This window comes from Pseudarthrobacter sp. WHRI 8279 (assembly GCF_040224115.2).
Classification (GTDB): Bacteria; Actinomycetota; Actinomycetes; order Actinomycetales; family Micrococcaceae; genus Arthrobacter.
In genome coordinates, this window is record NZ_CP168162.1 from 84,340 (window position 1) to 109,245 (window position 24,906).

The window sequence follows — 24,906 nt, forward strand, 5'->3', positions numbered from 1 at the left end:
TGGATAAATGAAGTACCTGAGGGGCCCGCTTTACCTCGACATCACTGCAAAGGGCATGTGCATCGTGGGCGCTGCCCTGATGATTTTCGGCCGGGGCGGCTGGTTCTACGTGGGCGTCGCCACCGTGGTGCTGGGTGTCCTTTTCATCGGCGCTTCCCTGCTGGCCACCCGGCACCTGCGGCAGCGTGGATGGGACGGCAGGAAACGCGCCTAGGTGTACATCAGCGAGCCCGGCGTGGTCAGCTTCTCCCCGGTCTCCAGCCAGGTCTTGAGGCCGGAGAGGATCATGGGCCAGCCGCCGTAGAGCTGTTCATTGGCGCCTTCGCGGAGGTCGCCGTGGGTGACGGTCAGGCGGCAGGAATCGCCCACCGGCTCGATCTCCCACGTGATCTTTGAGGTTCCCTCGGCCTTGACGTCATCACCCCAGAGGGCCCGCATGGTCTGGACCAGCCGGCGGGGCGGGTCCACCTCCAGGTTTTCGCCCTCACCCAGCGGTGCGCCGGCTTTGGCATTGTTCATGGTGTAGCTGCTGCCCGGGGTCCAGTCCGTCTCAATGGTGTTCCCGAACTGGTACTTGCTGCGCATCCCGCTGTCCGTGATGGCTTCCCAAAGCCGTTCCGGCGTGGTCTTGATGTAGATTTCGAAGATTTTTTCCATGGGACTTTCCAATCTGGATTTGAGGTCGCTGAGGCCAGCGGCCCATGGTTCTGAATACTTGCTCACCCAGCGGTCGTGGATAAGCCTGATGGGCACGGGATTCAGGAAGTGCAGCTTTTCCCGCCCCCGACGGCGGCTCACCACCAAGCCTGCATCCTCCAGGAGCTTGAGGTGCTTGGCAATCCCGAAGCGGGTCATGTCGAAGCGGGCCCCAAGCGCGCTCAGGGACTGCCCGTCCTGGCGGAACAGCTCATCGAGGAGGTCCCGGCGGGTGGGGTCGGAGAGTGCCTTGAACACTGCGTCCATAACCACATGATAGGTGACTATATGGTCACCTATCAAGGGTGTGCCACTATGTTTTTGTGCTGCCCCTGAGCCAAATTTCCAGTATGCGTAAGACGGTCGACGACGGCTGGCGCTCACCCGTGGCGGATGCCGTGGGGGAGCTTTGGGATATCGACCCCGCTGGACTTCGGTTCTGGCGCTCATCCTCGGTACACGTGTTCGTTGTTCCACCAGGAAGCGATGACCGTGGTGTGCTGTACGCGCGCTTTGCGCCGTACGACGGAACGGCGGGGCGCCGGCTGCGGCAGGGGGCAGAACTCGGCGAACTACTGAAGGCGGCCGGAGCCGCTGTGGCCGGGGTGGTCGGGTCCCGGTCCGGCGCGGTCGTGGAACGCGTCAGCACGCCGTTAGGCGACATGGCCGCGTGTGTGCTGCATCGGGTGGAAGGCGAGGAACTGGACGCAGATGACCTCGTGGCGGAGGACGCACGTGCCTGGGGGCTGGCGCTGGCTGCTTTCCACCGGACAGCGGGGGAGGTGGGTTCGTCTGCCGCTTCGCGCCCGGACCAGGCGGTCCCGGATGCCTTTGCCGCCCTGGCCGCTCATGCAGAGCGCCACGGCGATGCTGAACTTGCGTCGGCGGCTAGCCACCTGCGTGGAGTGTATGCGCGCTTGGACCCGGAATCCCTGGTGTTAGGGCACGGCGATTTCGAACTGGACAACCTGCGGTGGTCAGGAGGCCAGGCTGTGTGCTTTGACCTGGACGAATCCGGCGTGATGCCTGCGCCTGTCGACGTTGCCTCCGCAGTGCGCGACCTCCTGGGCCCGTGTCCTGGATCGCCACAGCATCCGGAGCTGCTCGCGGCGTTCCTCGATGGTTACCGCCTCGGATCAAGCCGCGCCATCAGCCCGGACCAGCTCCTCCTGCACCGTGCGTCCTTCGCCGCGGAACACGTCCTGGAAGCACCGGCAGTCCTGGACCTGAACCCCGCAGGCACGGGCTGGCTCCCGGATCTGGCTGCCTCCCTGGTCCGCCACTACAAAGGCGAGCGCACCATCATCCTGGCGACGGCCGCCGTCGTGCCCTAAGAGCGCCCGCCCACTTTGTCCGGGAACGGCTTGGCGATGGGCCGCGGCTCCAGCCATATCCGCTCCCGCGGGCCCTGTGGGTACGCATGCTTCTTGCCGGCCAGCGTGATGATCCAGGCTGCCACTACCGGCAGCGCGGCGGCCACGGGAACCAGCATCGGACCACCCGCCACCAATGCCGCTGAGCCATACAAGGCGCCGACCGTGATGCCGAGCTGGATGGTCAGCACGGTGAGGCCGTTCGCTGCTTCCTGGTACTCGCCGCCGGCCCTCAGGATGGCGGACTGGTTGTAGATGCCGATCGCCCCCAGTCCCGCCCCCCAGACGGTCATGAGGACCAACGCCACGGTGAAGTTGCCTACGGCGAGGGGCAGGAAAAACATGGACAGGGCGATCGCCGCAGTGGTGACCAGCAGGGAACGCCGGGGCCGGGAATCCACGGTGAGGCCGGCGATCCAGATGCCCAGCAGCCCGGAGCCGCCCAGCACGGTGAGCGAGAGGCTGATGGCGTAGTCCGGGAAACCGGCGTCGCGGATAAACGGAGCGATATAGGTGAACAGGGCGAAGTGCGCCAGGACCAGCAGCGGCCAGGCAATTGCGACCGGCTTCACCCCGGGCTGGGCGATGGCTTTGCGCAGTGACGGGCGGACGGCGTCGGAGATCTTTTGAACGCGTGGCAGCAGGAAGAACGCCAGCACGGTGAGGACCAAGCCGAACCCGGCCAGCACCATGAACGCGGCCCGCCAGCCCAGGAAACCGCCCAGCGCGGTCCCCACGGGCGCGCCGATGGCCAGGCCCAGGCTGTTGCCGCTGAAGACAATGGCCAGGGCCTTGCCCACCTTGTCCGCCGGAACCACCCTGGTGACGAACGGGGCCATGGTGGTCCACAGCAGCCCATGGGCCAGGCCGCCCACCAGCCGGGCAATCATCGCGGACGTGAAGTCAGGCGCCAGTCCCACCATGGCGTTGCTGGCGGCGAACGTCAGGACCAGCCCCACCAGCAGCGCATGCCGCGGTATCTTCACCAGCAGCCGGGCAGCCGGAACCACGGTAACCACAATCACCGCGGCATAGGCCGCAGCCAGGTAGCCGGCCACCGGCTCGGACACATTCAGGCCCGCGCTGATCTGCGGGAGCAGCCCGGACGGCAGGAGTTCGGTGGTGATGGCGGTAAAGGCAATGGTGGCCAGGACCACCATCGCGGCGTAGGGGAAACGGGCAGGCGCCGGCGCGGAAATCGCGGAAGACATGGGGGAGGGGTCCATTCAAGGGGGAGGGGTGGAACGCGGCTCGCTGGCCGGACAATTCCTCCCTTAAATTTACAGGATCCCGCCCCCTGCTCCGTGCCGTTCCCGGCGCGTCCCCGGTGCCGCTTGCGGCGCGCCGTGCCGCACCGCTGGAATCAGCGGGCGGCCGGTTCCCTGACCTCCGTGATGGCGCTTAGCCGTGAATCCAGCAGGCCTGCCGCGACGGCTGGAGCAAGCCCCGGCGCCAGCGGAAGGCGCGGTACCACCAGGCAGTGCCAGAGGTGGTAGATGTCCGCCTTGCCCGACCATACGGTAGAGGTGACATTACCGTGCTCGTCGAGTTCCTGCTTCCAGGAGCCGTGCTCGTAATCGATGAACCAGTCGCGGGCGTGGTCCCAGATCCGCTCGTACCAGTCCGCATACTCCTTCTCGCCGGTGGCGATGTAGAGGGCTGCGGCCCCGCCGATTGCTTCCGCGGGAACCCAGCGGATGCGGGTGGTGACCACCGGCCTGCCCTCCCAGTCCACGGTGTAGACAAATCCGGGATGGCCGTCCGGCTCCCAGGCGTCGCGGATCGCAGCATCGAACAGGCCGCGCGCGTCTTCCAACAGCCAGGCTGGTACATCCAGGCCGCGGGCCTCGAGCCCGGCACGGAGGTGGAGGAGCAGCCGCGCCCACTCAACCCAGTGGCCGGGGGTTCCGCCATAGGCCCGAAACTGGCTGGCCCGGTCATCGGTGTTGTACTCCGGCATCGGGGTCCACTCGGGGTCGAAGTGCTCGAACACCCGGTAGTTGTTGTTGCGCGCAAATTCGTGGATGAGCACCTCGGCAATGTGGAGGGCCCGTTCCAGCCAGCGGTCCTCGCCGGTCACATCAGCGACGATCAGGTACGCCTCGACCGAGTGCATGCTCGCGTTGCCGCCACGGTAGGCCTCGGTTTCGGTGAACTCCCGGTTCCAGGAGTCAAAGCACATGTTGGCTTTGTGGTCCCAGAATTTTGTGTCGGCTACCCGCAGGGCCTCGTCCAGCAGTTCCCGGGCTCCCGGGCGGTTTGCGGCAACGGCACTGGCGGCGGCGAGGAGCACGAAGGAGTGCTGGTAGCCGGACTTGGTGTCGTTCACCGGACCGTTCGCGTCGATCTCGGCGTACCAGCCGCCAAACTCATCGTCGTGGAAGGCCCCGTTGAGCGCTGCGATGCCGTGGTCCACGAGCGTCGCGGCACCCGGCCGCCCCATCAGCGCGGCGACAGCGAAACTGTGGACCATCCGGGCGGTGATCCACAGATGGGTCGGCTTGTCGGTGAATACCTTGCCGTTGTTGTCCAGCCAGCCGAATCCCGTGGGCACCTTTGACCCCGCGGCGAAATTGATCAGCCGGTCGGTTTCTGCCTCGAGCCATCGGGCGTGGGCGGCACTGTTCAGCCATGTCATGTCAGTTCCTCTTTCTGGTACGGGGTGCAAGTTTGGAGCCGGTCCAGTCAGCGGGTGCCGAAGTCGGTATCTGTGTAGGCGCCGGCACGCCGGGCGCCACCACAGCTGCAGTCGTTTCCGACGTCAAGCTGAATGTTCACCGGTGCACCCGGGTCAATCGTCAGCGAGATGGTTTCGCCGCTGGTGGTGGACACGCGCAAGGGGCTCTTGTGCGGGGAGATGGCAGTCATGGCCGCCCTTTCGTTAGTGGTGTTGGTTGGATACATGCATCTGTTACCCGACGGTTGTTACCCGACAGTGTCGAGCACGCCGCGGACAATGGTGGCTGCCGCGCCAAGGTAGGCAAGGACGATCAGCAGGATCTGGGCGGCGCGGGCAGGGACAAAACGGGCAGCGACGTCGCCCAGCACCAGCCCCGCCAGGCAGGCTGCGGCAACCGCCGCCCACATCGCAGCGGGAAGTGAGGGGAATGTCGCGGGAGCCGTCAGGGCTTTGGAGGCCAGGGAAAGCGCGCCGATGGTGAAAAAATATGGCTGCATGGTGGCTGCGAAGGACTTGTGCTGCCACCGGGTGGCGATGGAGTACATGCTCACGGCGGGTCCGCCGACGCCGGCCGCGGTGTTCATGAAGCCGCTGAGGCCTCCCGCGGTAAAGAGGTAGCGGCGCCGGGCCGGCAAGGTGGCGGATTTCAGGGCCAGCAGGACGGTCAGCCCGACGGCAAGGATCACCCCGATGGAAATCTCCAGGACTGCAGGCGGGATGAGCCGGATCAGGAAGGCCGCCGGCACGATTCCCAGCACCGCCGAGGCCGTGAGGGCCGCGTACCGTTTCCAGTCGATGTCCCGGACAACCCGGAAGATGATGGCTCCGGCAGTCACGGCGCCGCAAACGTTCACCAGCACCACCCCCTCCACCGGGCCCAGGAGCAGGACCAGGAAGGGGGCGGCCACCAGGGCGAAGCCCATGCCGGTGATGCGCTGCATCCCTGCACCCATGACGACGGCGCCCAGCACCAGCCCGGTGGTCAGCATTTAGGGCCGCCAGGCCACGTATTGGACCTCCTCGAACTCCTCCAGGCCCAGGCTTGCGCCTTCCCGGCCCAGGCCGGACTGCTTGGCACCGCCCATGGGCGCGAAGGCCACGGACGGCAGGGGGTCGTTGACGCCCACGATGCCGGCCTCGAGCTGCTCCGGAATCTCCCAGCCGCGCTTTGGGCTGCTGCTCCAGACGTATGCGGCCAGGCCCATCTCGGTGGCGTTGGCCTTCCGGATGGCGTCCTCCTCCGAGGAGAAAGTCACGACGCCGGCTGCCGGACCGAACACTTCTTCGGTCACCAGGGGTGCGTCGTCCGGAACGTCCGCCAGGAGCGTGGGAGCCAGGAAGGAGCCGTGGCCGGGCACGTCGGTCCGCTGCGTGACGCGGCGGGCGCCGCGTTCCAGGGCGTCGTCCACCAGCGCCTGCACGGCGGACACCCGCTCGGCGTCGATCACGGGGCCCAGGTCCGGGACGGGAGTGCCGTCGTCGGGAACGCCGTGGCCGATGCTCATCGCGTCAAACCGCGCAGCCAGCCTGGCGGCGAACTCCCCGGCGATGCTGTCCTGGACCAGGAACCGGTTGGCCGCCACGCAGGACTGGCCCGTGTTGCGGAGCCGGCCCAGCACTGCGCCCTCGACGGCCGCATCCAGGTCCGCATCCTCGAAGACGATGAACGGCGCGTTGCCGCCCAGTTCCAGCAGCGGCCGGACCACCCGGTCCGAGGCGGATGCCATGATTTGCTTGCCCACGCCGGTGGAGCCGGTGAAGCTGACGGCTCGGACGGCCGGGTGCTTGAGCAGGGCCGCGGTGATCTCCCGCGAGGGGCCGTGGACCAGGTTGACCACGCCCGCCGGGAATCCGGCGTCGTGCAGGACCTCGAAGAGTCCGGTGGCGGCCAGCGGCGCCTTTTCGGAAACCCTGCCCACAACGGTGCAGCCTGCAGCGAGCATCGCGGCGAGTTTGCGGGCCTGGATGGACACCGGGAAGTTCCATGGGGTGAGGCTGAGGGCAACACCGATGGGCTTCCGCAGGCTCAGGTGGCGGCGGCCCTGCAACTCGGGCGGGCTGACGGTGCCGGTGGTGCGCCGCACTTCCTCGGCGAACCAGCGGAAGTATTCCACCGAGAAGTCCACCTCGCCCTGGGCTTCGGGGAGCCGCTTGCCGGCCTCGAGGGCCAGGGTGTGGGCGAGTTCATCGCGGCGTTCGGCCAGGAGGTCGGCGGCGTTGCGGAGCAGGTCGGCGCGGTTCCGCACGGTTGTGCGGGACCAGGACCCGAAGGCGTCCGCTGCTGCGTCGGCTGCCTGGGTGGCGTCCGCGGCGGTGCCCCAGGCGATCTCTCCGACGGTGCCGCCGTTTCCGGGGTCCGTCACGGTCTTGGAGGTGCCGGTGGCGTGCCAGGTGCCGTTGACGAGGTGTCGGGCTGATTTGAGGTTCACGGATGATGCCTTTCGGAGGGCGGGGAGAGGTCCGGCACGGCGGGGCGGGCGCGGAAGGCCGCCGCCGCCGTCGTAATGCTCATCCCTTGCTGGCGCCGGCGGTGATGCCGGCAACGAAGTAGCGCTGCAGGAAGACGTAGGCCACCACCACGGGCAGGGAGGCCAGAATGACGCCGGCGAACAGCAGCGGGTAGTCGGTCTGGAACTCGCCCTGGAAGCTCAGCAGCGCCAGCGGCAGCGTGCGGTTGCCGGGGGACTGGATGAACAGCAGCGGGTACAGCAGTTCGTTCCAGTGGATGACGAACAGGAAGATGGCGGCCGCGGCGATGGACGGCGCGGACAGCGGCAGGGCGATGGAGACGTACGTCCGCCAGGGGCCGGTGCCGTCAATGGAGGATGCTTCGTAGAGTTCCTTGGGCAGGGTCCGCATGAACCCGCCGAGGATGAAGACGGCGATGGGCAGGGTGGACACCAGGTTCGCCAGCACCAGCCCGGCCAGGCTGTCCAGCAGCCCTAAACGGCCAAAGAGGACATACAGCGGAACCATGTTGGCCTGCGCCGGGATGGCCATGCCCAGCACCAGGAAGCCGAAGATGGCCCAGGACATGAACCCCTTGAGCCGGGACACGGCGTAGCCGGCCAGGCTGGCCAGGAACAGGGTGAGCGGGACGGAAATGGCGGTGACAATGACGCTGTTCATGAAGGACGAACCGAGGTCCTGGCCGCCGATCACCTCTGCGTAGTTGCCGGGGGAGAGGGACTGCGGCAGGCTGAACGGCCCGGCAAACAGTTCCTGCGTGGACTTGAAGCTGCCGAACCCCACCACGGTCAGCGGAACGATGATGATGACCGCGTAGATCGCGAGGATTCCGCGGCGGGTTATTGACGAGAGCATGCTGTCATTCCCCCTTCGGGGTGAGGCGGAGCAGCCGGCGCTGGAGCCAGGTGACCAGGGCGATCATGGCCATGAAGATGATCGACTGGGCGGCGGCGTAGCCGAACTCCGAGTTGGCGAAGGTGCTGTAGATACGGGTGGAGAGGATGTCCAGGGACTGCTTGGGCGGATTGCCCGCGATGCCCAGGATCAGGTCGAAGGCCTTGAACGACTGCACGGTGGTGTAGGCCACCACGATGGATGTTGCCGGGGCCACGAAGGGCCAGGTGATGGACTTGAACTGCTGCCACTTGTTGGCGCCGTCCATTTCAGCTGCCTCGTAGAGTTCACGGGGGATGGCCTGCAGGCCGGCGATGTAGACCACCATCATCTGCCCGGCGTGGAACCACACCTGCGTCACGGCCACCCAGTACAGCGCCTGGGCGTCATTTCCAAGGTAGGAGCTTTGGAGTGCTTCCAGCCCCACGCCGCCCAGCACCGCATTGGCCAGGCCGAAGTTGGGATCGTAGATGAACTTCCAGATGAACGCCACTGACACCGAGGACAGGATGGTGGGGAAGAAGAACAGCGCGCGGAGCAAGACGCTCCCGCGCGAATTCTTCGTCAACAGCAGCGCCAGGATCAGCGAGAAGAACGTCTGCGCGATCACCACCAGCAGCACGAACTTGAGGTTGTTCATGAGGGCGTTCGTGAACAGCGAGTCGTTAGTGAAGGCCCGCATGAAGTTGTCCAGCCCCACGTAGTTGAACGCGGCTGAGAAGCCGTTCCAGTCCGTGATGGCGTACTGGAAGGCCTGCAGCGTGGGCATCACCAGGAAGAAGGCGATCACCGCGACGGCGGGAAGCGGGAAGAGGTAGAGCGCCGGATTTACCCGGGTGGGGGAGCGGCGGCGCCCCTTGTTGGCATTCACGTCTGGAGGGCTGCCTGGTGCCTTCCGCTTCGCAGGCAGCCCGGTGTGGGTGCTCATATCCGTTCGTCAACAATCTTTTGGGCGGCCTCTGCTGCCTGCTCGGGGCTGGTGCCCGAGATGACGGCGGTGGCGCTGGCTTCCACGGCGTTGCGGACATCCAGGTTCTGGAACTGGAACCGCGCGGCCAGTGCTGTGTTCTTGTCCAGCCAGGGACTCAGACGCTTCAGGTCCGGGTTGGTGTAGTCCACGTCCTTCACGGACACGTGCTGCGCCGTCTGGTTGGCGTAGTAGGCGGCGTTCTCCGGCTCGGAAAGGAAATCGATCCAGGCAGCCGCTGCGGCCTGGTTCTTGCTGGCCGAGTTGACGCCCAGGATGAAGGTTGCGTTGTAGACGCCCTCATACTTGGCGTTGCCGTCCGAGGTGTTGGGGAACACCAGCTCGATGGGGAACTGGGCGCCCAAGCCGCGGACGGCGGCAATGTGGTACGAGCCCGTGGCGAGCATGGCTGCCTGGCCCTGGGAGAACAGGTTCTGGGCCGGCTCCACGGCGGTGCCGGTGGCGTTGGGCTGCAGGTACGGGACCAGGTCCTTGTACTGGTTCAGCATCTTGATGAACCAGTCATCCGTGACCTTGAGCTTGCCCTGTTCTATTTGGGCGCACATGTCGTCCACAGGGCCGTTGTTGGCGATCATGCAGTTGAAGAGCTGGCCGCCGTTTCCAACATCGCCGCCCGGCCACGAAATGGGGATGACGCCGGAGGACGCCAGCTTCTCGCACATGGCAAGGAAGCTGTCCCAGTCCTTGGGGGCGAGGTCAGCGCCGGCCTTGTCGAACAGGTCCACGTTGGCCATCGGCATGGGGAACACCACCTGGTACGGCAGTCCCAGCTGGCTCTCGCCGGACTTTCCGGCGGAGAGCAGCCCTTCCTGGTAGTTCGAGACGGCCTTGCTGTCCTTGAGCTCGGTGTAGATCCCGGCCTCGGTGAAGTTCTTGAACTGGGACCCGCGGAAGGTGGCAAACGCGTCGCCAATGGAGCCGCCGCGCAGCTTCTGCAGGGCCTGGGCGTTGTAGTCGTTGGACGTCGAGATGTCCTGGGCCACTTCAACGCCGTCGTGCAGTGCAGCAAACCGCTTGACCAGCTCGTCGAACACCACCTTGTCCTCCCCGCGCCAGTGCGCAAAGGACACCTTGCCCGTGATATCCCCCGTGGCGGGGGCGGCGGGGCCGGTGGCACCGCCGGGCGCCGTGGAACCACCGGGACCGGCGCATGCTGCCGCGGTGGCGCCGAAGCCCATAGCCCCCAGGAGTGCGATGGCCTGCCTGCGTGAAATCTGACTCACAATAATCTCCTCGTTGAGTGTTTTGCTGTGCCTTGCTTGCTTGACTGCGGAAAGCGGCTTGCCACGGCCCTGACGCTGTGGCCCTCCCGGAGTGGTTACGCGTTGGTCCTTTGCGCGGTGACAACGTCGTCCACCACGGCGCAGAGGCGCTGCAGCCGCCGGACGGCGTCCGTGGACAGGGATTCGACGACGTCGGGCGCACCGATGCAGGACGCCCAGACGGCGCGTCCGGAGAGGAAGCCGCTGGCACCTTCCAGGCAGGCCCACCGGACTGCATCCGGGAAGACGTCTTCGGGGACGCCGGAGGAGAGCACCACCCAAGGTCCGTCGATCGCGCTGGTGAGTTCGGCGCACGCGGCGCGGACCTCGGCTTCGGGGGCCTGGCCTTTGTACGGGACCTCCGCCTTGTACAGGTCCGCGCCCAGGCTGCCGAGTTCCCTGGCGGCGGTGAGGATGCCGGCGTTCCAGTCGAAGTCCCCGCCGGCCAAGGGCTTGCGGGAGACGGGCTCGATGATGCTGATGAGCCCCGCGGACCGGCAGCTGTCCACGAATTCGCGGACCATTTCCACCCTGCCTTCGGCGGGCTCATCCGGGCGGTACAGCACCAGGAGCTTGAGGGCCTTGACGCCCAGGGCCTTGTATTTGTGCGGGTCCACCAGGCGGTCGATGGTTACCTCACCCACCAGCTCGCCGTGCGCGGACTCGAAGTGGTCTGCCGAGGCGATCAGCCCGCAGCTGGGATCCACCACGTTGTCCGCGATGGCCTGGTCCAGGGCGAACTGCCGGTCGATGAGGACGCCGGACGCATAGGGGGTGAGGATTTTGGCGGCCTGAAGCTTGAAGTCCTGCAGGTCCTGGTCCGTGACGGGCTGGTCGGTGTGTTCGGCGAACATGTTGCGCATGGCTTCGCGCTGGTCGACGGCGAGCATTGCGAAGGCGCCTGACGGGCGCTGGAGGGGTGAGAGGTCTGTGGGGCTCATGGGCTGCTTCTTTCAGCTAGGCGGTGTGGTTGGAAGTAAGGACAGGTGTAATGGCCTGGTGCGGGATGGCGGAGCGGCCGTCCAGCCCTTCGCAGGATGCGGAGGCGGTGCGGCCGGCGAAGGCTGCCGCGTCAGCCAGGGAAAGGCCGGCCGCGACGGCGGCGAGCAGGGCGCCGTGGTAGACGTCGCCGGCGCCCAGCGTGGAGACGATCGTGGCGGGGGTTGCGGGCACATGGAGCGGGTCCGCGTTGCCGTCCCTGACCCAGGCCCCGTCAGAGCCGGCGGTGGCGACGACGGCGGAGGCGCCGTCGTCGACCGCTTTGCCCAGGAGCGCCTCCGGTGAGTGGTGCCCGCCGTACTCTGCGTGGAGCCGTTCGATGGTTGGAACGTAGAGGGCCACGCCCCGCGGGCTGAAGGACGCGATGGGGTTGCCGGCATCCACGCTGACGTTCAGGCTGCCGGCGCTGAAGGCCGGAAGGGACGCCACGGCGTTCCAGCCCAGGTGGTCCACGTGGACCCAGGCTGCCGATTCCACCAGTTCATGGAACCGGCTGCCGGCCGGAAAACTGACCGGCGGCACGGGCCGGGTGACAATCGCCCGGCTTTCGGACGCCTTGCTGACCACGATCACGCTGGCACCCGTTTTGACGTTGGGATCGCGGATCACGGCCGAGGTGTCCACGCCTTCGGCCTGCAGGCCGGCGATGATGCGGTCGCCTTCCTCGTCGGTGCCGAGGACACCTGCGAAGGCTGTGTTTGCTCCGGCACGGGCGGCCGCCACGGCTGCGGTGGCGGCCGGGCCGCCACCCGCCGTCGCGAAGTCCGAAGCGACGGTGCGGCTGTCCGCGGCGGGGTAATCCTCCACCAAAGCGATGGAGTCAAGCGTGGCGCAGCCCACGAAGAGCAGGGTTCCAGTTGACGGTTGGGACACGTTCCACCTCGTTGTAGTTCCGGCTGGTACTGAAGAAATATACACACGCTATGTTGGAATAACAACACTTTCTGTATAGTTCTGTTTGGGATGCAACGCCACGGTCCCCCCAAAACTCAACGTAGAGAAACGGAGCAGCACATGTCATTGCCTTCTGCGGAAACGGTCCGGACCATCCGATACGGCCTCATCGGCGCCGGCCACATGGCCCGCGAACATGTCCGGAACCTGGCCCTGATTCCCGGAAGCCGGATCACCGCCGTATCTGACCCCCAGCAGTCATCCTTGGAGGAGACCGTTGCCGAGATCGGCTACGAGGTGCAGGCCTTCCCCTCGCACCAGGAACTGCTCGCTTCCGGCCTGGTGGACGCACTGGTGATCGCCAGCCCCAACGACACCCACCTGGCCATCCTCAAGGACATCTTCGCCAGCGGAACCAACCTGCCCGTGCTCGTGGAAAAGCCGGTGTGCACCACCGCCGCGCAGGCAGATGAACTGGAAGCGCTCGCCGCGGACTACCCGGCGCCTGTATGGGTTGCCATGGAATACCGCTACATGCCGCCGGTCCAGGAAGTCATCCAGGCCGCACACAACGGCAAGCTCGGCAACATCTACATGCTGTCCATCGTGGAGCACCGTTTCCCGTTCCTGCACAAGGTGGATGCCTGGAACCGCTTCGCGGAGCGGACCGGCGGAACCCTGGTGGAGAAGTGCTGCCACTTCTTCGACCTGATGAGGCTGATCCTGCAGGATGAGCCCGTCCGCGTGTACGCCAGCGGCGGCCACGACGTGAACCACATGGATGAGGTGTACGACGGCCGGGTGTCGGACATGATCGACAACGCCTACGTGATCGTGGACTTCAAGGGCGGCCGCCGCGCGATGCTGGAGCTGTCCATGTTCGCCGAGGGCTCCAAGTTCCAGGAGCGGATCTCCATTGTGGGGGATGCCGCGAAGATCGAGACGCTCATCCCCGTGGCGGCCAACCACTGGATCGAAGGTGACGAAGCGGAAGCCACGGTAGAGTTCAGCCCGCGCTCGCCGCTCGGACCGGAAAAGCATGAGGTTCCGGTGGATGAAGCAGTGCTTGCCGCCGGTGCCCACCACGGCTCCACCTACTACGAGCACCTTGGCTACCGGAAGGCGATCCTGGGCGAAGGCCCCGTTGAGGTGACGGTAGCAGATGGCCTGCAGTCGGTCCGGATGGGGCTCGCGGCCGAGCGCTCGATCGTGGAAGGACGCCCCGTTGAGCTTACGAATGCCGGTGCCGGGGTACGTCACTAGGTAAGTTGGTGTTGGAAAAGCAACACTCCGCGGGCTGGGGGCCCGCGGGTGGGGCAGGAAGAAGGGGATATGAGCACCGCACGTGAAGAGGCGCCGCTGACGCCCCGCCAGCGCACCATCGTGGAGGAACTTGGCCGGCGCGGGTTTATTTCCACCACGGACCTGGCCGAAACCTTTGCGGTATCGGACATGACCGTGCGCCGGGACACCCGGGTACTGTCCAAACTGGGCCTGGTCAGGGTGGTCCACGGCGGGGTCAGCGCCATCCATGGTCAGGGCCAGAACGCGGACTTTGCCGCCCGCGTGCGGGAGGATTCCGACGCGAAGCTCCGGGTGGCCCGTGCCTGCGTCTCCATGATCGGGGAACGCGACGCCATCATCCTGGACGCCGGCACCACCACGTACCAGATCGCCCAGGAGCTGCCCAGCTCCTTCACGGGCACCATCATCACGCACTCCGCACCGGCCATCCAGCGCTGCCTGCAGTTGACCGCTGCCCGCACCATCTGCCTGGGCGGCGAACTGCTCCTGGACAGCCAGGCATTCAACGGTCCCATGACTGTCAGCGCCGCGGCCGGCCTCCGCGCCAAGACGGCCTTCATTGGCGTGAGCGGAATCCATGACGAGGCGTTTTACATTGAGCGGGACGTGGAGCGCGCCACTAAGATCGCCCTCATGAACTCTGCGGAACAAGTGGTAGTGGTGGCAACACACCAGAAAATGCTGCGGTATGCGCTGGCCAGGCTGGCTGCCTTCGATGCGGCCGACGTGCTGGTGACGGATGCGCCCCCGCCGCGGGAAATCGAGACGGCGTTGCGCGCCGCGGACGTCAAGCTTGTGGTGGCCGCGTGAGGGCGTCGCTGCAGGTTTCCGTGCCCGACCAGAAACTGCTGGACGCGCTCGCGCCTGCTTCCGGCGTCGAATTTAATGTGTGGGACTTTTCCGGGCCCGCCCCCGCGGAACGGCTGGACATTGTGGTGCCGCCGTACATGCGCGGGCCGGAGGTGCTGGCCGCGCTGGAGTCCGTGGAGATCGGCCTCATCCAGAGCCAGTCGATAGGGTACGACGGCGTGGCGGACGTGCTGCCCCCGGGTTGCGTTTTCGCCAACGCGGCAGGGGTTCATGAAACGTCGACGGCGGAACTCGCCCTGGGCATGATGATCGCCAGCCAGCGCGGCATGGACGACTTCGTGCGCAACCAGGCCAGCGGCACGTGGGGCAACAGCCAGCGGCCAAGCCTTGCGGACAGGCGCGTGCTGCTGGTGGGTTACGGGGGAGTGGGCAAGGCCATCGAGGCCCGGCTTTTGCCCTTCGAAACGCAGGTGACCCGGATGGCCAGCCGTGAACGCGAGGATGCCAGCGGCAAGATCTTCGGGATCGACTCGTTGTATGAGCAACTGCCGCTGCACGACATTGCGGTGGTCAGCGTTCCCCTCAGTGAGCAGACCCGGCAGCTGGTGGACGCGAAGTTCCTGGCCTCAATGCCGGACGGGGCGCTGCTGGTCAACGTGGCCCGCGGGGCGGTGGCGGACACGGATGCGCTGCTGGCCGAGACGTCCACGGGCCGTCTGCGTGCCGCCTTGGATGTCACGGATCCGGAGCCGCTGCCGGCGGACCATCCTCTGTGGACCACGCCGGGAGTGCTGATCACCCCGCACGTGGGCGGGGCCAGTTCGGCGATGTTCCCCCGCATGGTCCGGCTGGTCCAGCAGCAGATTGGATTGATGCTGGACGGCAAAGAACCGGTGAACGTGGTGTTGGGCGGCGCTGCCGGATAGGGTCATTCGCCCGTATCTGGGCGTTATCCACATAGCGGTTTCCGCGGGCTCTCATTGTCAGGGGTCGCTGGCAGACTGGGGTTATGGAGGCAGGTGCGGGGAACCCGGTTATGAAGGCGGCGCCGCGCGTCTGCGTTGATTTCGCCGGCGTTGTTCCGGGTGCCGGTGTTTCGTCCGCCGCGGTCCCGAGTGCCGCAATTGGGGCCCAAACGCCGTCCGATCCCACGGTTGAGGGTCTGATCGCAGGGGTTCGGGGTCTGCGGGTGTCCTCTGACGGCGCCGGGCTGATTGACCAGTTGCGGGGCCTGGAGGAGCTGAAGGCGGCCATTGGGGCTGCGCAGGCAAGGGTTGCTGTGGCGTTCGATCTTGCCCAGCGCGCTGAGCAGGCCGAGGCCGGGATACCGGTTGCGGAGCAGGGGCAGGGCGTGGCGGCGCAGGTTGCGCTGGCCCGGGGTGAGTCGCCGTCCCGGGGCGGGCGGCTGCTCGGGCTGGCCAAAGCGCTGGTGGCGGAGATGCCCCGTACCCTGGCTGCGCTGGATGCCGGCCGGCTGAATGAGTGGCGGGCCACCCTGGTGGTCAGGGAAACGGCGTGCCTGAGCGCCGCGGACCGGTGCGCCGTTGATGAGGAGCTCGCCGCTGACATGGGTACTTTTACCGGGGCCGGGGACCGGGCGGTGGTGGCTGCAGCGCGGGCGGCGGCGTATCGGCGGGATCCCCGTTCGGTGACGCAGCGGGCGTCCCATGCTGCCGGGGAGCGGTGTGTGAGCCTGCGTCCGGCACCCGACACCATGGCGCGTCTGACAGCGCTGCTGCCCGTCGCAGAGGGCGTGGCGGCTTATGCTGCGCTGAGCGCGCACGCCGACACTTTGCGGGCCGGCGGTGAAGACCGTTCCCGGGGGCAGATCATGGCCGACACCCTGGTGGAGCGGACCACGGGCACCCCGGGCGGCGTCAGCGGTGTGGAGATCCAGTTGGTCATGACCGACCGGACTCTGTTGCAGGGGGATTCTGAACCGGCACGCCTTCCCGGCTACGGGATTGTCCCGGGCGGCTGGGCCCGTGAGTTGGTTTCCAGCGGTGGCAAGGGCGGCAAAGCCAGGAATCCGGGATCAGTTGCCGGCAGGGAGCCTGCGGCAGGTGGCGTAGAAGGCCCAGGGAGCAAGACGCCCGCACCCGGTGATCATGAGCCCGGGCTCGACGAGCATGATTTCAGGGTCTGGCTGCGGCGGCTGTACACGGCTCCCGGCGCGGGAGACCTGGTGGGCATGGATTCGCGGGCGCGGTTGTTCCCGGCAGGGTTGCGCCGTTTTATCCAGGCCCGCGACGACAACTGCCGCACGCCATACTGTGATGCACCCATCAGGCATCACGACCACGTGGTGGCCTGGCATGCCGACGGGACCACGAGCCTGGGCAACGCGGCCGGGCTCTGCGAGGCCTGCAACCACACGAAGGAAAACCACGGTTGGAAAACCAGCCCCCGGCCGGGCCCACGGCACACCATCGAGTACCGGACCCCCACCGGCCACTCCTACCACTCAACAGCACCCCCACCACCCGGAAGCCCAGTAGCTGGTCGGTTGGTGCGTGCCACAAAGCTGGTTCGAACTTAACCGCCCGGGTGTGCGTCCCGCAGCTTTTGGCGGCTGGCCTTGCGAATGGCCTTGGTGACGCGATCAAGCCGTGGTGAGTCCAGGGTCCAGGTCTGCCAGTAAAGGGCCACGTCATGGTGCTCACGCTCCTTCAACACCACCAGGGAGCCGTCGGCGAGGTCCGTTCCCAGCTGCAACTCGGGAATCATGCCCCATCCGAGGCCTGCCCTCAAACCTGCAAGGAATCCCTCGGAGGAAGGGATGAAATGTGTTGGTGGCACCTGCTGTACACCACGGGCCTTGAGCTGCAGCTGCTGCAGGTTGTCCTTGGCATTGAACTGGAGCATCGGCATGCGCTGCCAGTCCACCCCGCTGCCGGCTTTGAAGCGCTTGCGCAGCCCCGGGGTGGAAACCGGGAGGTAGCGCATATGGCCAAGCCGTTCCGCCCGGCACCCGTTGACCGGCGTGGGGTCGGAGGTGATCGCTCCGAGAACGTCTCCGCGGCGCAGGAGTTGGCTGCTGTGGTCCTGGTCCTCCACACGCAGGTCCAGAGTGGTCTCGGCCCACGTGCCGGCCTCGTGAAGCACGTCCACAAACCATGTGGCCAGGGAGTCAGCGTTGACGGCAAGGGGGGTCACGGTCCGGGAAGAGGCGCCGTTACCCAGTGACTCCCAGGTTTCGGCCTCAAGGACCTGCACCTGGCGGGACATGCGCAGCAGGACCGATCCGGCTTCGGTGGGGGTACACGGCACGCTGCGGCGGATAACCACCTGCCCCACCGATTTTTCCAAGGCCCTAATGCGTTGACTGACGGCGGAGGGACTGATCCCCAAGAGATCGGCCGCGGCCTCGAAAGTCCCCTCGTCCACGATCGCTGCTAGGGCCCGGAGATGCTCAAAGTTCATGAAGAAATTCTAATGGATGCGCAGAATATATCGTTTGTCTTCATCAATGTCGGCGGGCTACGGTCTACGCATGTGGAGCATTTGGAGTACCGGACTGATGACAGGCCTGGCATTGATCATCGCCATCGGAGCCCAGAACGCATTCGTGCTGCGGCAGGGAATCCGCCGTGAACACGTGGGTGTGGTGGTGGCGCTCTGCATTCTCAGCGATGCGTTGCTGATCCTCGGCGGCACGGCGGGGATCGGTGCTTTGGTGTCCAGGTTCCCGTTGGCACTGGACGTGCTGAGGTGGGGCGGCGCTGCCTACCTGGCATGGTGGGCGGTGCGGTCATTCAGGTCCGCACTCAAGCCCTCAACCCTGACGGCAGACGCGCCTCGGTCCAAGGGATCGGTCATAGCCACCACCTTGGCGCTGACCTACCTGAATCCCCATGTGTACCTGGACACCGTGGTGCTGCTGGGCGGCCTGGCCAACCAGCACGGTCCGGACGCGCGGTGGGTCTTCGCGGCCGGGGCCGTGGTGGGAAGCGCCCTCTGGTTCTCCGCCTTGGGATATGGAGCCCGAAAGCTTTCCGGGGTGCTCAGCAGCCCGCGGACGTGGCGGATTGTGGACCTGGCCATCGGTGTTGTGATGCTGGCGCTGGCCATCAAACTCGTGCTGGGCTGACATCAGCCGGCGGGGTAGCGCTACCTCCTGAATTCGATGCGGACTGAGTTGTCGTCCGGGAGGACGATGACCGTTCCGTCCCGGGGCGTCCAGCCGTCGTGGAGGAAGAAGAAGCGCCCGCCGCTGAGCACCAGCAGGCGGAGGCCGTCGTACCGGTAGAGCGCCGCGTCCCCGGTTCCCACCTGGACTTCCGTGACTGCGGCTGAGCCGATACCGAGCGGTGTGGGCGAGTAGACCTCCGCCCGGGGCATGTACTGGACGCCCTGTTCGAAGTTCAATGCCAGCCGCCGGCCCACCGCCTGGGCGTAGTCGGCCGTGCCCCAGAAGAGCAGCAGCGTCACGATGCTGAGGATCAGCGTGGTTTCCACCGCCCGCTGCTCGGAGCTGAGGACTGGCAATGCGCCGGCCCGGCCCAGCCGCCGCAGGCGCATGCACCACGTGGCCACCAGGACACCCAAAGCCATCAGGTACGGCGTGAACAGCGCTGTCCGGGCGGGTTCCCCAACCGCCAGGACCAGGCTGACGCCCACAAGAACGCCGCTGAGCAGGGCGGCGATGCCGGTGGCCCTGACAATGAGGGCCCTGCCGCGGTCCTCTTCGATGCGGCGGCGCAGCCAGCGGTCCAGGGCCAGCCAGACGACGCTGGCGGCCAGGATGCAGACGAGCGGCAGGAACAGTGCGTTGATGCTGATCAGGATGTAGTCCTGCACCGCGTACCCAAACAGGCTGACGTTCAGGCCCATCTGTGCCGCCTGCGCCTCCGCGCGGGCCCAGCCGAAATAGAACAGCAGGGCCGTGGCTACCGTGACCGGCGGACCGATGGCCGAAATGACGCCCAGGGCGCGGGACCAGGAGGAACGCTCGTCCCCACCGGCCTCCGTCATGGCGCGGTGCCTGGCGCCGGGGTGCATGTGGCCTGGTCCGGTGCGTATTCCAAGGAAGCAGAGCCGCTCACCGGCCAGTCGGCGTCGGCAATGCTGACCTCGGCCGTGGTTGGCTGCCCCGCTTCCAGGGGCGGTGCCAGGAAGTAAAACTCAAGCGGATGGTTAGTGTCGATGAAGCTCTGGCGCTGCAGGACCGGGGCTGTTGTAGCGCCAACGTAAACCGAGCGGACGGTCCCGGTGGGCAGGCCGGTGATGTTTCCCGACAGGACAATTTCCTGCCCCGGGCAGACCAGGAAGGGCGGCGAATTGCCTTCGCTGTCCTCAAGACCCGTCAGCTCCGGCAGGCATGCGGTTCCGGGACGAGGGGCGAGTTTCACGGAAACGCCGGGCTTTTGCTGCCGGACGGCGGCTATGGGGCGGAGGACCTCGAGGGCGGTAGCGGACCAGCAATCGCCCTCGAATGGCGGCGGCATGGTGTCAAGGCCGGCGGCCGCCGCATCCCAGGCAGCCTGGTCTCCGGTCAAACCGAGGCACAACGCTTTCGCCGCTTCCTCCACCGTATTGAAGGGTTCGGAGTTACCGGGGAGAACCCCGCAGTCCAGGCCCCTCAGGTTCCTGTACCAAATGGGGTCGCCCCTGCCCACGGGGCCGATGGGCAGCCAGTCGAGCACCACGGTCTCCGGTACCGGCGGCAGGTTCGGGGCAGGCGGACCCGGCGGCGGGGCAGGCGGCTGATTTCGGGCAGGTGGGTCTGGTGGCGGGGCAGGTGGCTGGTTCGGGGCGGGCGGTCCGGGCGGCGGGGCGGGTGGTTGAGCAGGCGGCTGGTTTGGGGCCGGCGGGCTGGGTGGCTGGGCGGGCGGCGGAGCGGGCGGTTGGCCAGGGGCAGGGCTTTGTTCAACGCCCGGCGCAGGCAGTGGCTGGCCCTGTTGCGGATCTTCAGACTGGCTGCGTTCCCCGCCGGCGGTGGAACCGCCAGCGGAACCACCGGAACCGCCAGCGGAACCGCCAGAACCGCCGGACTCGGTGGCCCGGCTTGATTGCGACGTGCTGCCGGGAGCCGGCTGGTCACCACCGCCGGTCGGCATGCAGGCAGACAGGAGCAGCGACAGGGAGACCGCCCAGATGAGGGCAGCCGGGCGGCGGCTGCAGATGTGCATCTCGCACCATCACTATCTGTACTGCCTGGGTTCCAGCCCTCTATTTCCGGCCGGCCAGGGAAAGCATCGACCGTGGAGAGGTCATTGCGTCCAACGGAATTAAACCCTGCCGGCGTTACTAGGGCGTTACTGCCGGCGGTGCGAAGAACGTACGACGGCGGGGTGGGCCGCCGAAGCAGCCCCTCCTTGGGTGCGTCCACGGAGAAGTCCGGCGCCGCCGTCGTCCGTTGCGCGGATGCGCTGCGCTAGACGGCCGGCTCGCGGCGCCGCCGGAACACCATGCGGAGGTTGTCCCGAAAGCTCAGGCTGCTCCGCCGGCTCACCACAATCACGGCGGCCACGGCCGCCAGCAGCACGACGATTCCACCGGCCGCCACCGACCAGCGCGCGCCGAACTCCGAGCCGATCCAGCCCATCAGGGGAGCGCCCACGGCGGTTCCGCCCTGCAGCACGGCGAGGTACAGGGCCAGCACCCGCCCGCGGAACCGGGGCTCCACGGACAGCTGGATGCTGGTATTGCAGCTGTTCAGGAAGGTGATGGACGCCAGGCCTACCGGGATCAAAACTGCTGCATACAGCCAGAACGACGGCGACACGCTGCCCAGGAGCGTGAACGCGCCAAGCCCGAGCGCCCCGCCCAACAGGAACCTCAGCCGGGGACCGGCCCGGCGTGCGGCAAGGAGTGCCCCGGCCAGGGTGCCCACTGCCATGATGGATCCCAGCAGCCCGAATTCGCCGGCGCCCACCCCGAACTCGGTGGTGGCCATGAGCGCGTTGATGATGGGGAAGTTCATCCCGAAGGCGCCGAGGATGCCCACCAGGACCATGATCAGCATCAGGTCCGGCCGGTTGTGCACGTAGCGGACACCCTCTGCCACCTGGTGCCTGCCCCTGCTGGCCGGCGCTGCGGGAGCGAGCTCCGAGGCCCGGATCCTGGACAGGGAGATGATGACGGCCCCAAAGCTGGCTGCGTTGAGCAGGAACACCGGCCCAGTCCCTACCCAGGCGATCAGTACGCCTGCGATTGCCGGGCCGGTAAGCCTGGCCGTGTTGAAGGACGCGGAGTTCAGTGCCACCGCGTTGGAGATGTTGTCCTGGCCCACGAGTTCGGAGACGAAAGCCTGCCGGGAGGGCGCGTCCATGGCGCTGGCAATTCCAAGGCACAGGGCCGCTACGTAGGCGTGCCACAGTTCGGCGGTACCGGTGACCACCAGCAGCCCCAGCGCCAGGCCGGTCAGGCCCATGGCCACCTGGGTCCACAGCAGGATCAGGCGTTTGCGGTAGCGGTCCGCCAGCACTCCGCCGTACGGTCCAAGGAGCAGCATGGGGAGGAACTGCAGGCCGGTGGTGATGCCGACGGCAGCGCCGGAGTAGTTGGTAAGGACGGTCAGCACCAGCCAGTCCTGGGCTATCCGCTGCATCCAGGTGCCGATGTTGGACACCAGCGCACCGCTGGCCCAGATCCGGTAGTTCCGGTTCTCCAGGGCCCGGAACATGGCGCTCATTTGCCGCTCATTTCCTGCATGATCTCTGCCGCGCGGCCCAGGACCAGCCTGTCCTCTTCGCTCAGTCCGGCCACCCGCTGCGCCAGCCAGGCGGTCCGCTGGTTCCGGGCCTCGGCCAGGACTGCCCGGCCGGCGTCGGTGATGTCCACGCGGACCTGGCGCCCGTCGTCGGGGTTTGCGGTTCGGGATACGAACCCCTGCTCTGCCAGCGCGTTGACGATCCGTGTCATGGAAGGGGCCTGCACGTGCTCGCTTTCGGCGAGGGCGCGGAGGGTGCTGGGACCGTTGCCGTTGAGGAGGGCAAGCACCGTGTACTGGCCGGGGGTGATGGCGTCCCCGGTGGCCTCGACGCGGAGCCGCCGCGAGGTGCGCATCACGGCCGTGCGGAGTTCGATGGCCAGGCTGTCCGGGGTGGCCGTTCCGGTGGTTTTGCGGTTCTCGATGTTGGTGGTGGTCACGCCGGAATTGCGCCTCCTGAAGATACTTAGCACTGCTAATTAGTTCTGCTAATAAGTATGCTCCTGATTCATCCGTCCGGCAAGGAAACGTGCCGGGAGTAACAGTGATGCAGGCAGGTCCGATAGTTTCTGCATTTGGTCCGAAAGGGTGGGACCGAATGTGCCGCAGGCATGATTGGGGCCGCCGACTTGCGGCCTCGCGGTGCGTTGTTGGGCGGGGTCGGTTCCTGCGGTGGCGTGGGAGTGCACTTTCGGTTCGCATCAGACTGTTGTTATTGCTGAAACTTTACGATAGTTTCTTCGTGTGATGCAGGTCGCAACGGTGGGGAGCCGGCGGCCTCTTGCCTACCGAAGGACAATGATGACCAGCGAGCCTCACGTAAGCACCCCCGAAATCCGTCTTAAACGCCTGCACGAGAGGCTGGGCGGCATCGCGTACGGCGGGGACTACAACCCGGAACAGTGGCCCCGCGAGGTGTGGCAGGAGGACGTCCGCCTCATGAAGGAAGCGGGGGTCAACCTGGTTACCCTGGCTGTCTTTTCCTGGAGCCGGCTGGAAACCGCGGACGGCGTCTATGACTTCCGCTGGCTGGACCAGATCATGGACCTGCTGCACACCCACGGCATCGGCGTGGACCTGGCCACCCCTGACGCGGTTCCGCCGGCCTGGCTCGTTGCCCGGCACCCGGACATCCTCCCGGTCCTGGCGGACGGCACCACCTTCGGCTTCGGGTCCCGCCAGCACTTCGACGTCTCCCACCCCGCGTACCGGGAGAAGTCCCTGGCCATGGCCGAGAAGATGGGGGAGCGGTACGCCAGGCACCCCGCCCTGTGCATGTGGCACGTCAACAATGAATACGGCCCCGTCTCCTACGGCCCCCACGCGGACCGGGCCTTCCGTGCATGGCTGCAGCAGAAATACAGCAGCCTGGATGAACTCAACCAGGCCTGGAGCACGGACGTCTGGGGCCAGGTCTACTCAGACTGGGCCCAGGTCAACGCCCCCGCCCAGCCCCGCACCTGGTCCAACCCCTCCCGGCGCCTGGACTACCACCGCTTCACGTCGGACAGCATGCTGGAGCACTACAAGGCCGAACGGGACATCCTGCGCCGGCACACCCCGGACCTGCCCATCGTCACCAACTTCATGCGCTTCTACAAGAACAACGACTACTGGGCCTGGGCCGCGGAAGAGGACGCCGCCGCCTTGGACATCTACCCGGACCCGCGCGAGGAGGACGCCCACGTGGCCGCCGCGCTCAACTTCGACCTGATGCGCTCGCTCCGGAAGGGCCAGCCGTGGCTGGTCATGGAACAGGCCACCGCAGCGGTGAGCCAGTGGTCCGTCAACGTCTCCAAACTTCCCGGCAAGATGCGGCTGGGCTCCTACCAGGCGATCGCCCAGGGCGCGGATTCCATCCTCTTCTTCCAGTGGCGCCAGGCCAAGGGCGGCACGGAGCGCTTCCACTCCGGCATGGTCAACCACGCCGGGCCCAACACACGCGTTTTCCGGGAAGTCTGCGAGCTGGGCCGTGAGCTGAAGGAGCTCGGCGGAATTACCGGCACACGGTCCGCCGCCAGGGTGGCCATGGTGTTCGACTGGGACTGCTGGTGGGCCCTGGAACTAGGCAACTCGCCGCGCTCTGACCTGAGCTACACCCAGGAAGTCCTCCGCCTCTACCGGCCCTTCTTCGAGGCGAACATTCCGGTGGACTTCGTGGACACCAGGGCGGATCTCAGCCAGTACCGCCTGCTGGTCCTGCCGGCGTCGTACCTTCTTTCAGACGAGGCCGCGCAGCGGATCGAGGACTACGTTGCCGGCGGCGGCCGCCTGGTGGCCAGCTACCTCTCCGGCATTGTGGACCCGGACAACACCATCCGCCTGGGCGGCTACCCGGGCGCCCTCCGGAACGTGCTGGGCGCCTGGAGCGAGGAGATGCATCCCCTCGCCGGCGAGGGTGAGGAAGTAAAGCTTTCAACGGCCGACGGCGGCACGGCCTCGGCCAGTTACTGGACTGAGCACCTGCACACCGAAACAGCGGACGTCCTGGCGAGCTACGCCTCCGGCCGGCTCGCGGGATCGCCCGCCGTCACCCGGAACGCTTTCGGCGAGGGCACGGCCGTCTATCTGTCCGCCCGGGTGGACAGCACCTTCCTGGAGGAACTGCTGGCGTCCGAGCGCGCTGCTGCGGGGATCCGTCCGGAACTTGACGCTCCGCTGGGAGTGCAGGTCCGCCGTCGTACGGGCAACGGACGCAGCTACCTTCTGGTCCTGAACCACAACGACGCCCCGGCCCGCGTGGACATCAAGGCCGGCGGCACCGACCTCCTCACCGGCAACGCCGTCCAGGGAACCGTAGAGCTCGCTGGCTACGGCGTCCTGGTGATTGAAGAACCCGCAGAATCCATTTCCGCAGAAACCGCCCGATAGGAGGCCCCACC

General features: G+C 66.7%; 24 protein-coding genes. 8 read left to right on the plus strand and 16 right to left on the minus strand.

Annotated features, from left to right (window positions below; all coding sequences use genetic code 11):
* Positions 1-7 precede the first annotated feature (7 nt).
* Entirely contained in the window at positions 8-214 is a 207-nt protein-coding gene (locus ABRP28_RS00390) for a hypothetical protein (protein WP_350003923.1), read from the plus strand.
* On the opposite strand, the gene ABRP28_RS00395 is transcribed toward ABRP28_RS00390, so the two are convergent.
* Positions 211-963, minus strand: a complete 753-nt coding sequence (locus ABRP28_RS00395; RefSeq protein WP_350003922.1) for a metalloregulator ArsR/SmtB family transcription factor — start codon at positions 961-963, stop codon at positions 211-213. The two genes, ABRP28_RS00390 and ABRP28_RS00395, sit on opposite strands and share 4 nt — an antisense overlap.
* Positions 964-1,046: 83 nt before the next feature.
* Here ABRP28_RS00395 and ABRP28_RS00400 point away from each other — a divergent pair, with 83 nt between their 5' ends.
* Positions 1,047-2,030, plus strand: coding sequence for a phosphotransferase (locus ABRP28_RS00400; protein WP_350003921.1), 984 nt, complete (start codon positions 1,047-1,049; stop codon positions 2,028-2,030).
* Here the strand turns inward: ABRP28_RS00400 and ABRP28_RS00405 are convergent.
* The 10 genes from ABRP28_RS00405 to ABRP28_RS00450 form a co-directional block, all read right to left on the minus strand.
* A complete protein-coding gene (locus tag ABRP28_RS00405; RefSeq protein ID WP_350003920.1) occupies positions 2,027-3,280 on the minus strand; it encodes an MFS transporter in 1,254 nt (417 codons plus the stop codon). The genes ABRP28_RS00400 and ABRP28_RS00405 overlap by 4 nt on opposite strands.
* A 152-nt stretch (positions 3,281-3,432) precedes the next feature.
* On the minus strand, positions 3,433-4,707 hold the full coding sequence (locus tag ABRP28_RS00410; protein ID WP_350003919.1) for an AGE family epimerase/isomerase: 1,275 nt from the start codon (positions 4,705-4,707) through the stop codon (positions 3,433-3,435).
* A gap of 47 nt (positions 4,708-4,754) precedes the next feature.
* The gene (locus ABRP28_RS00415; protein WP_350003918.1) at positions 4,755-4,937 is read right to left on the minus strand and encodes a hypothetical protein; all 183 of its coding nucleotides are present in this window, start codon (positions 4,935-4,937) and stop codon (positions 4,755-4,757) included.
* Between the two features lie 57 nt (positions 4,938-4,994).
* Complete coding sequence (locus tag ABRP28_RS00420; protein WP_350003917.1) at positions 4,995-5,738, minus strand: sulfite exporter TauE/SafE family protein; 744 nt, start codon at positions 5,736-5,738, stop codon at positions 4,995-4,997.
* Positions 5,739-7,178, minus strand: a complete 1,440-nt coding sequence (locus ABRP28_RS00425) for an NAD-dependent succinate-semialdehyde dehydrogenase (RefSeq protein ID WP_350003916.1) — start codon at positions 7,176-7,178, stop codon at positions 5,739-5,741. It lies immediately after the preceding gene.
* Between the two features lie 79 nt (positions 7,179-7,257).
* A complete protein-coding gene (locus ABRP28_RS00430; RefSeq protein WP_066273968.1) occupies positions 7,258-8,073 on the minus strand; it encodes a carbohydrate ABC transporter permease in 816 nt (271 codons plus the stop codon).
* Positions 8,074-8,077: 4 nt separating this feature from the next.
* Positions 8,078-9,040 (minus strand): carbohydrate ABC transporter permease, encoded by a 963-nt coding sequence (locus tag ABRP28_RS00435; RefSeq protein ID WP_374152901.1) that lies wholly within the window; start codon positions 9,038-9,040, stop codon positions 8,078-8,080.
* On the minus strand, positions 9,037-10,323 hold the full coding sequence (locus ABRP28_RS00440) for an extracellular solute-binding protein (RefSeq protein WP_350003914.1): 1,287 nt from the start codon (positions 10,321-10,323) through the stop codon (positions 9,037-9,039). The genes ABRP28_RS00435 and ABRP28_RS00440 overlap by 4 nt, the downstream gene beginning before the upstream one ends.
* Positions 10,324-10,418: 95 nt before the next feature.
* Positions 10,419-11,303, minus strand: a complete 885-nt coding sequence (locus tag ABRP28_RS00445; protein WP_350003913.1) for an aldolase — start codon at positions 11,301-11,303, stop codon at positions 10,419-10,421.
* Positions 11,304-11,319: 16 nt separating this feature from the next.
* Positions 11,320-12,234, minus strand: a complete 915-nt coding sequence (locus tag ABRP28_RS00450) for a PfkB family carbohydrate kinase (protein ID WP_350003912.1) — start codon at positions 12,232-12,234, stop codon at positions 11,320-11,322.
* Between the two features lie 141 nt (positions 12,235-12,375).
* On the opposite strand from ABRP28_RS00450, the gene ABRP28_RS00455 reads away from it, so the two are divergent.
* From ABRP28_RS00455 to ABRP28_RS00470, 4 genes are all read left to right on the plus strand, one after another.
* Positions 12,376-13,518, plus strand: a complete 1,143-nt coding sequence (locus ABRP28_RS00455; RefSeq protein ID WP_350003911.1) for a Gfo/Idh/MocA family oxidoreductase — start codon at positions 12,376-12,378, stop codon at positions 13,516-13,518.
* A gap of 69 nt (positions 13,519-13,587) precedes the next feature.
* Positions 13,588-14,370 (plus strand): DeoR/GlpR family DNA-binding transcription regulator, encoded by a 783-nt coding sequence (locus tag ABRP28_RS00460; RefSeq protein WP_350003910.1) that lies wholly within the window; start codon positions 13,588-13,590, stop codon positions 14,368-14,370.
* A complete protein-coding gene (locus ABRP28_RS00465) occupies positions 14,367-15,296 on the plus strand; it encodes a 2-hydroxyacid dehydrogenase (RefSeq protein WP_350003909.1) in 930 nt (309 codons plus the stop codon). The genes ABRP28_RS00460 and ABRP28_RS00465 overlap by 4 nt, the downstream gene beginning before the upstream one ends.
* Positions 15,297-15,406: 110 nt before the next feature.
* Entirely contained in the window at positions 15,407-16,909 is a 1,503-nt protein-coding gene (locus tag ABRP28_RS00470) for a DUF222 domain-containing protein (RefSeq protein ID WP_374152995.1), read from the plus strand.
* Here ABRP28_RS00470 and ABRP28_RS00475 read toward each other — a convergent pair.
* Positions 16,906-17,793 (minus strand): LysR family transcriptional regulator ArgP, encoded by an 888-nt coding sequence (locus ABRP28_RS00475; RefSeq protein ID WP_350003907.1) that lies wholly within the window; start codon positions 17,791-17,793, stop codon positions 16,906-16,908. The genes ABRP28_RS00470 and ABRP28_RS00475 overlap by 4 nt on opposite strands.
* A gap of 70 nt (positions 17,794-17,863) precedes the next feature.
* Between ABRP28_RS00475 and ABRP28_RS00480 the strand changes: the two genes are divergently transcribed.
* Positions 17,864-18,460: a LysE/ArgO family amino acid transporter gene (locus ABRP28_RS00480; RefSeq protein ID WP_350003906.1), complete on the plus strand. Its 597-nt coding sequence runs from the start codon at positions 17,864-17,866 to the stop codon at positions 18,458-18,460.
* Positions 18,461-18,480: 20 nt separating this feature from the next.
* Here ABRP28_RS00480 and ABRP28_RS00485 read toward each other — a convergent pair whose 3' ends face one another.
* From ABRP28_RS00485 to ABRP28_RS00500, 4 genes are all read right to left on the minus strand, one after another.
* A complete protein-coding gene (locus tag ABRP28_RS00485) occupies positions 18,481-19,344 on the minus strand; it encodes a hypothetical protein (RefSeq protein ID WP_350003905.1) in 864 nt (287 codons plus the stop codon).
* Positions 19,341-20,015, minus strand: coding sequence for a hypothetical protein (locus tag ABRP28_RS00490; RefSeq protein ID WP_350003904.1), 675 nt, complete (start codon positions 20,013-20,015; stop codon positions 19,341-19,343). Before ABRP28_RS00490 ends, ABRP28_RS00485 begins: the two co-directional genes overlap by 4 nt.
* Positions 20,016-20,746: 731 nt before the next feature.
* Positions 20,747-22,006: an MFS transporter gene (locus ABRP28_RS00495; protein ID WP_350003903.1), complete on the minus strand. Its 1,260-nt coding sequence runs from the start codon at positions 22,004-22,006 to the stop codon at positions 20,747-20,749.
* Entirely contained in the window at positions 22,003-22,380 is a 378-nt protein-coding gene (locus ABRP28_RS00500; RefSeq protein WP_350003975.1) for a MarR family transcriptional regulator, read from the minus strand. The genes ABRP28_RS00495 and ABRP28_RS00500 overlap by 4 nt, the downstream gene beginning before the upstream one ends.
* Before the next feature lie 445 nt (positions 22,381-22,825).
* On the opposite strand from ABRP28_RS00500, the gene ABRP28_RS00505 reads away from it, so the two are divergent.
* A complete protein-coding gene (locus tag ABRP28_RS00505) occupies positions 22,826-24,895 on the plus strand; it encodes a beta-galactosidase (protein WP_350003902.1) in 2,070 nt (689 codons plus the stop codon).
* Positions 24,896-24,906: the final 11 nt, after the last annotated feature.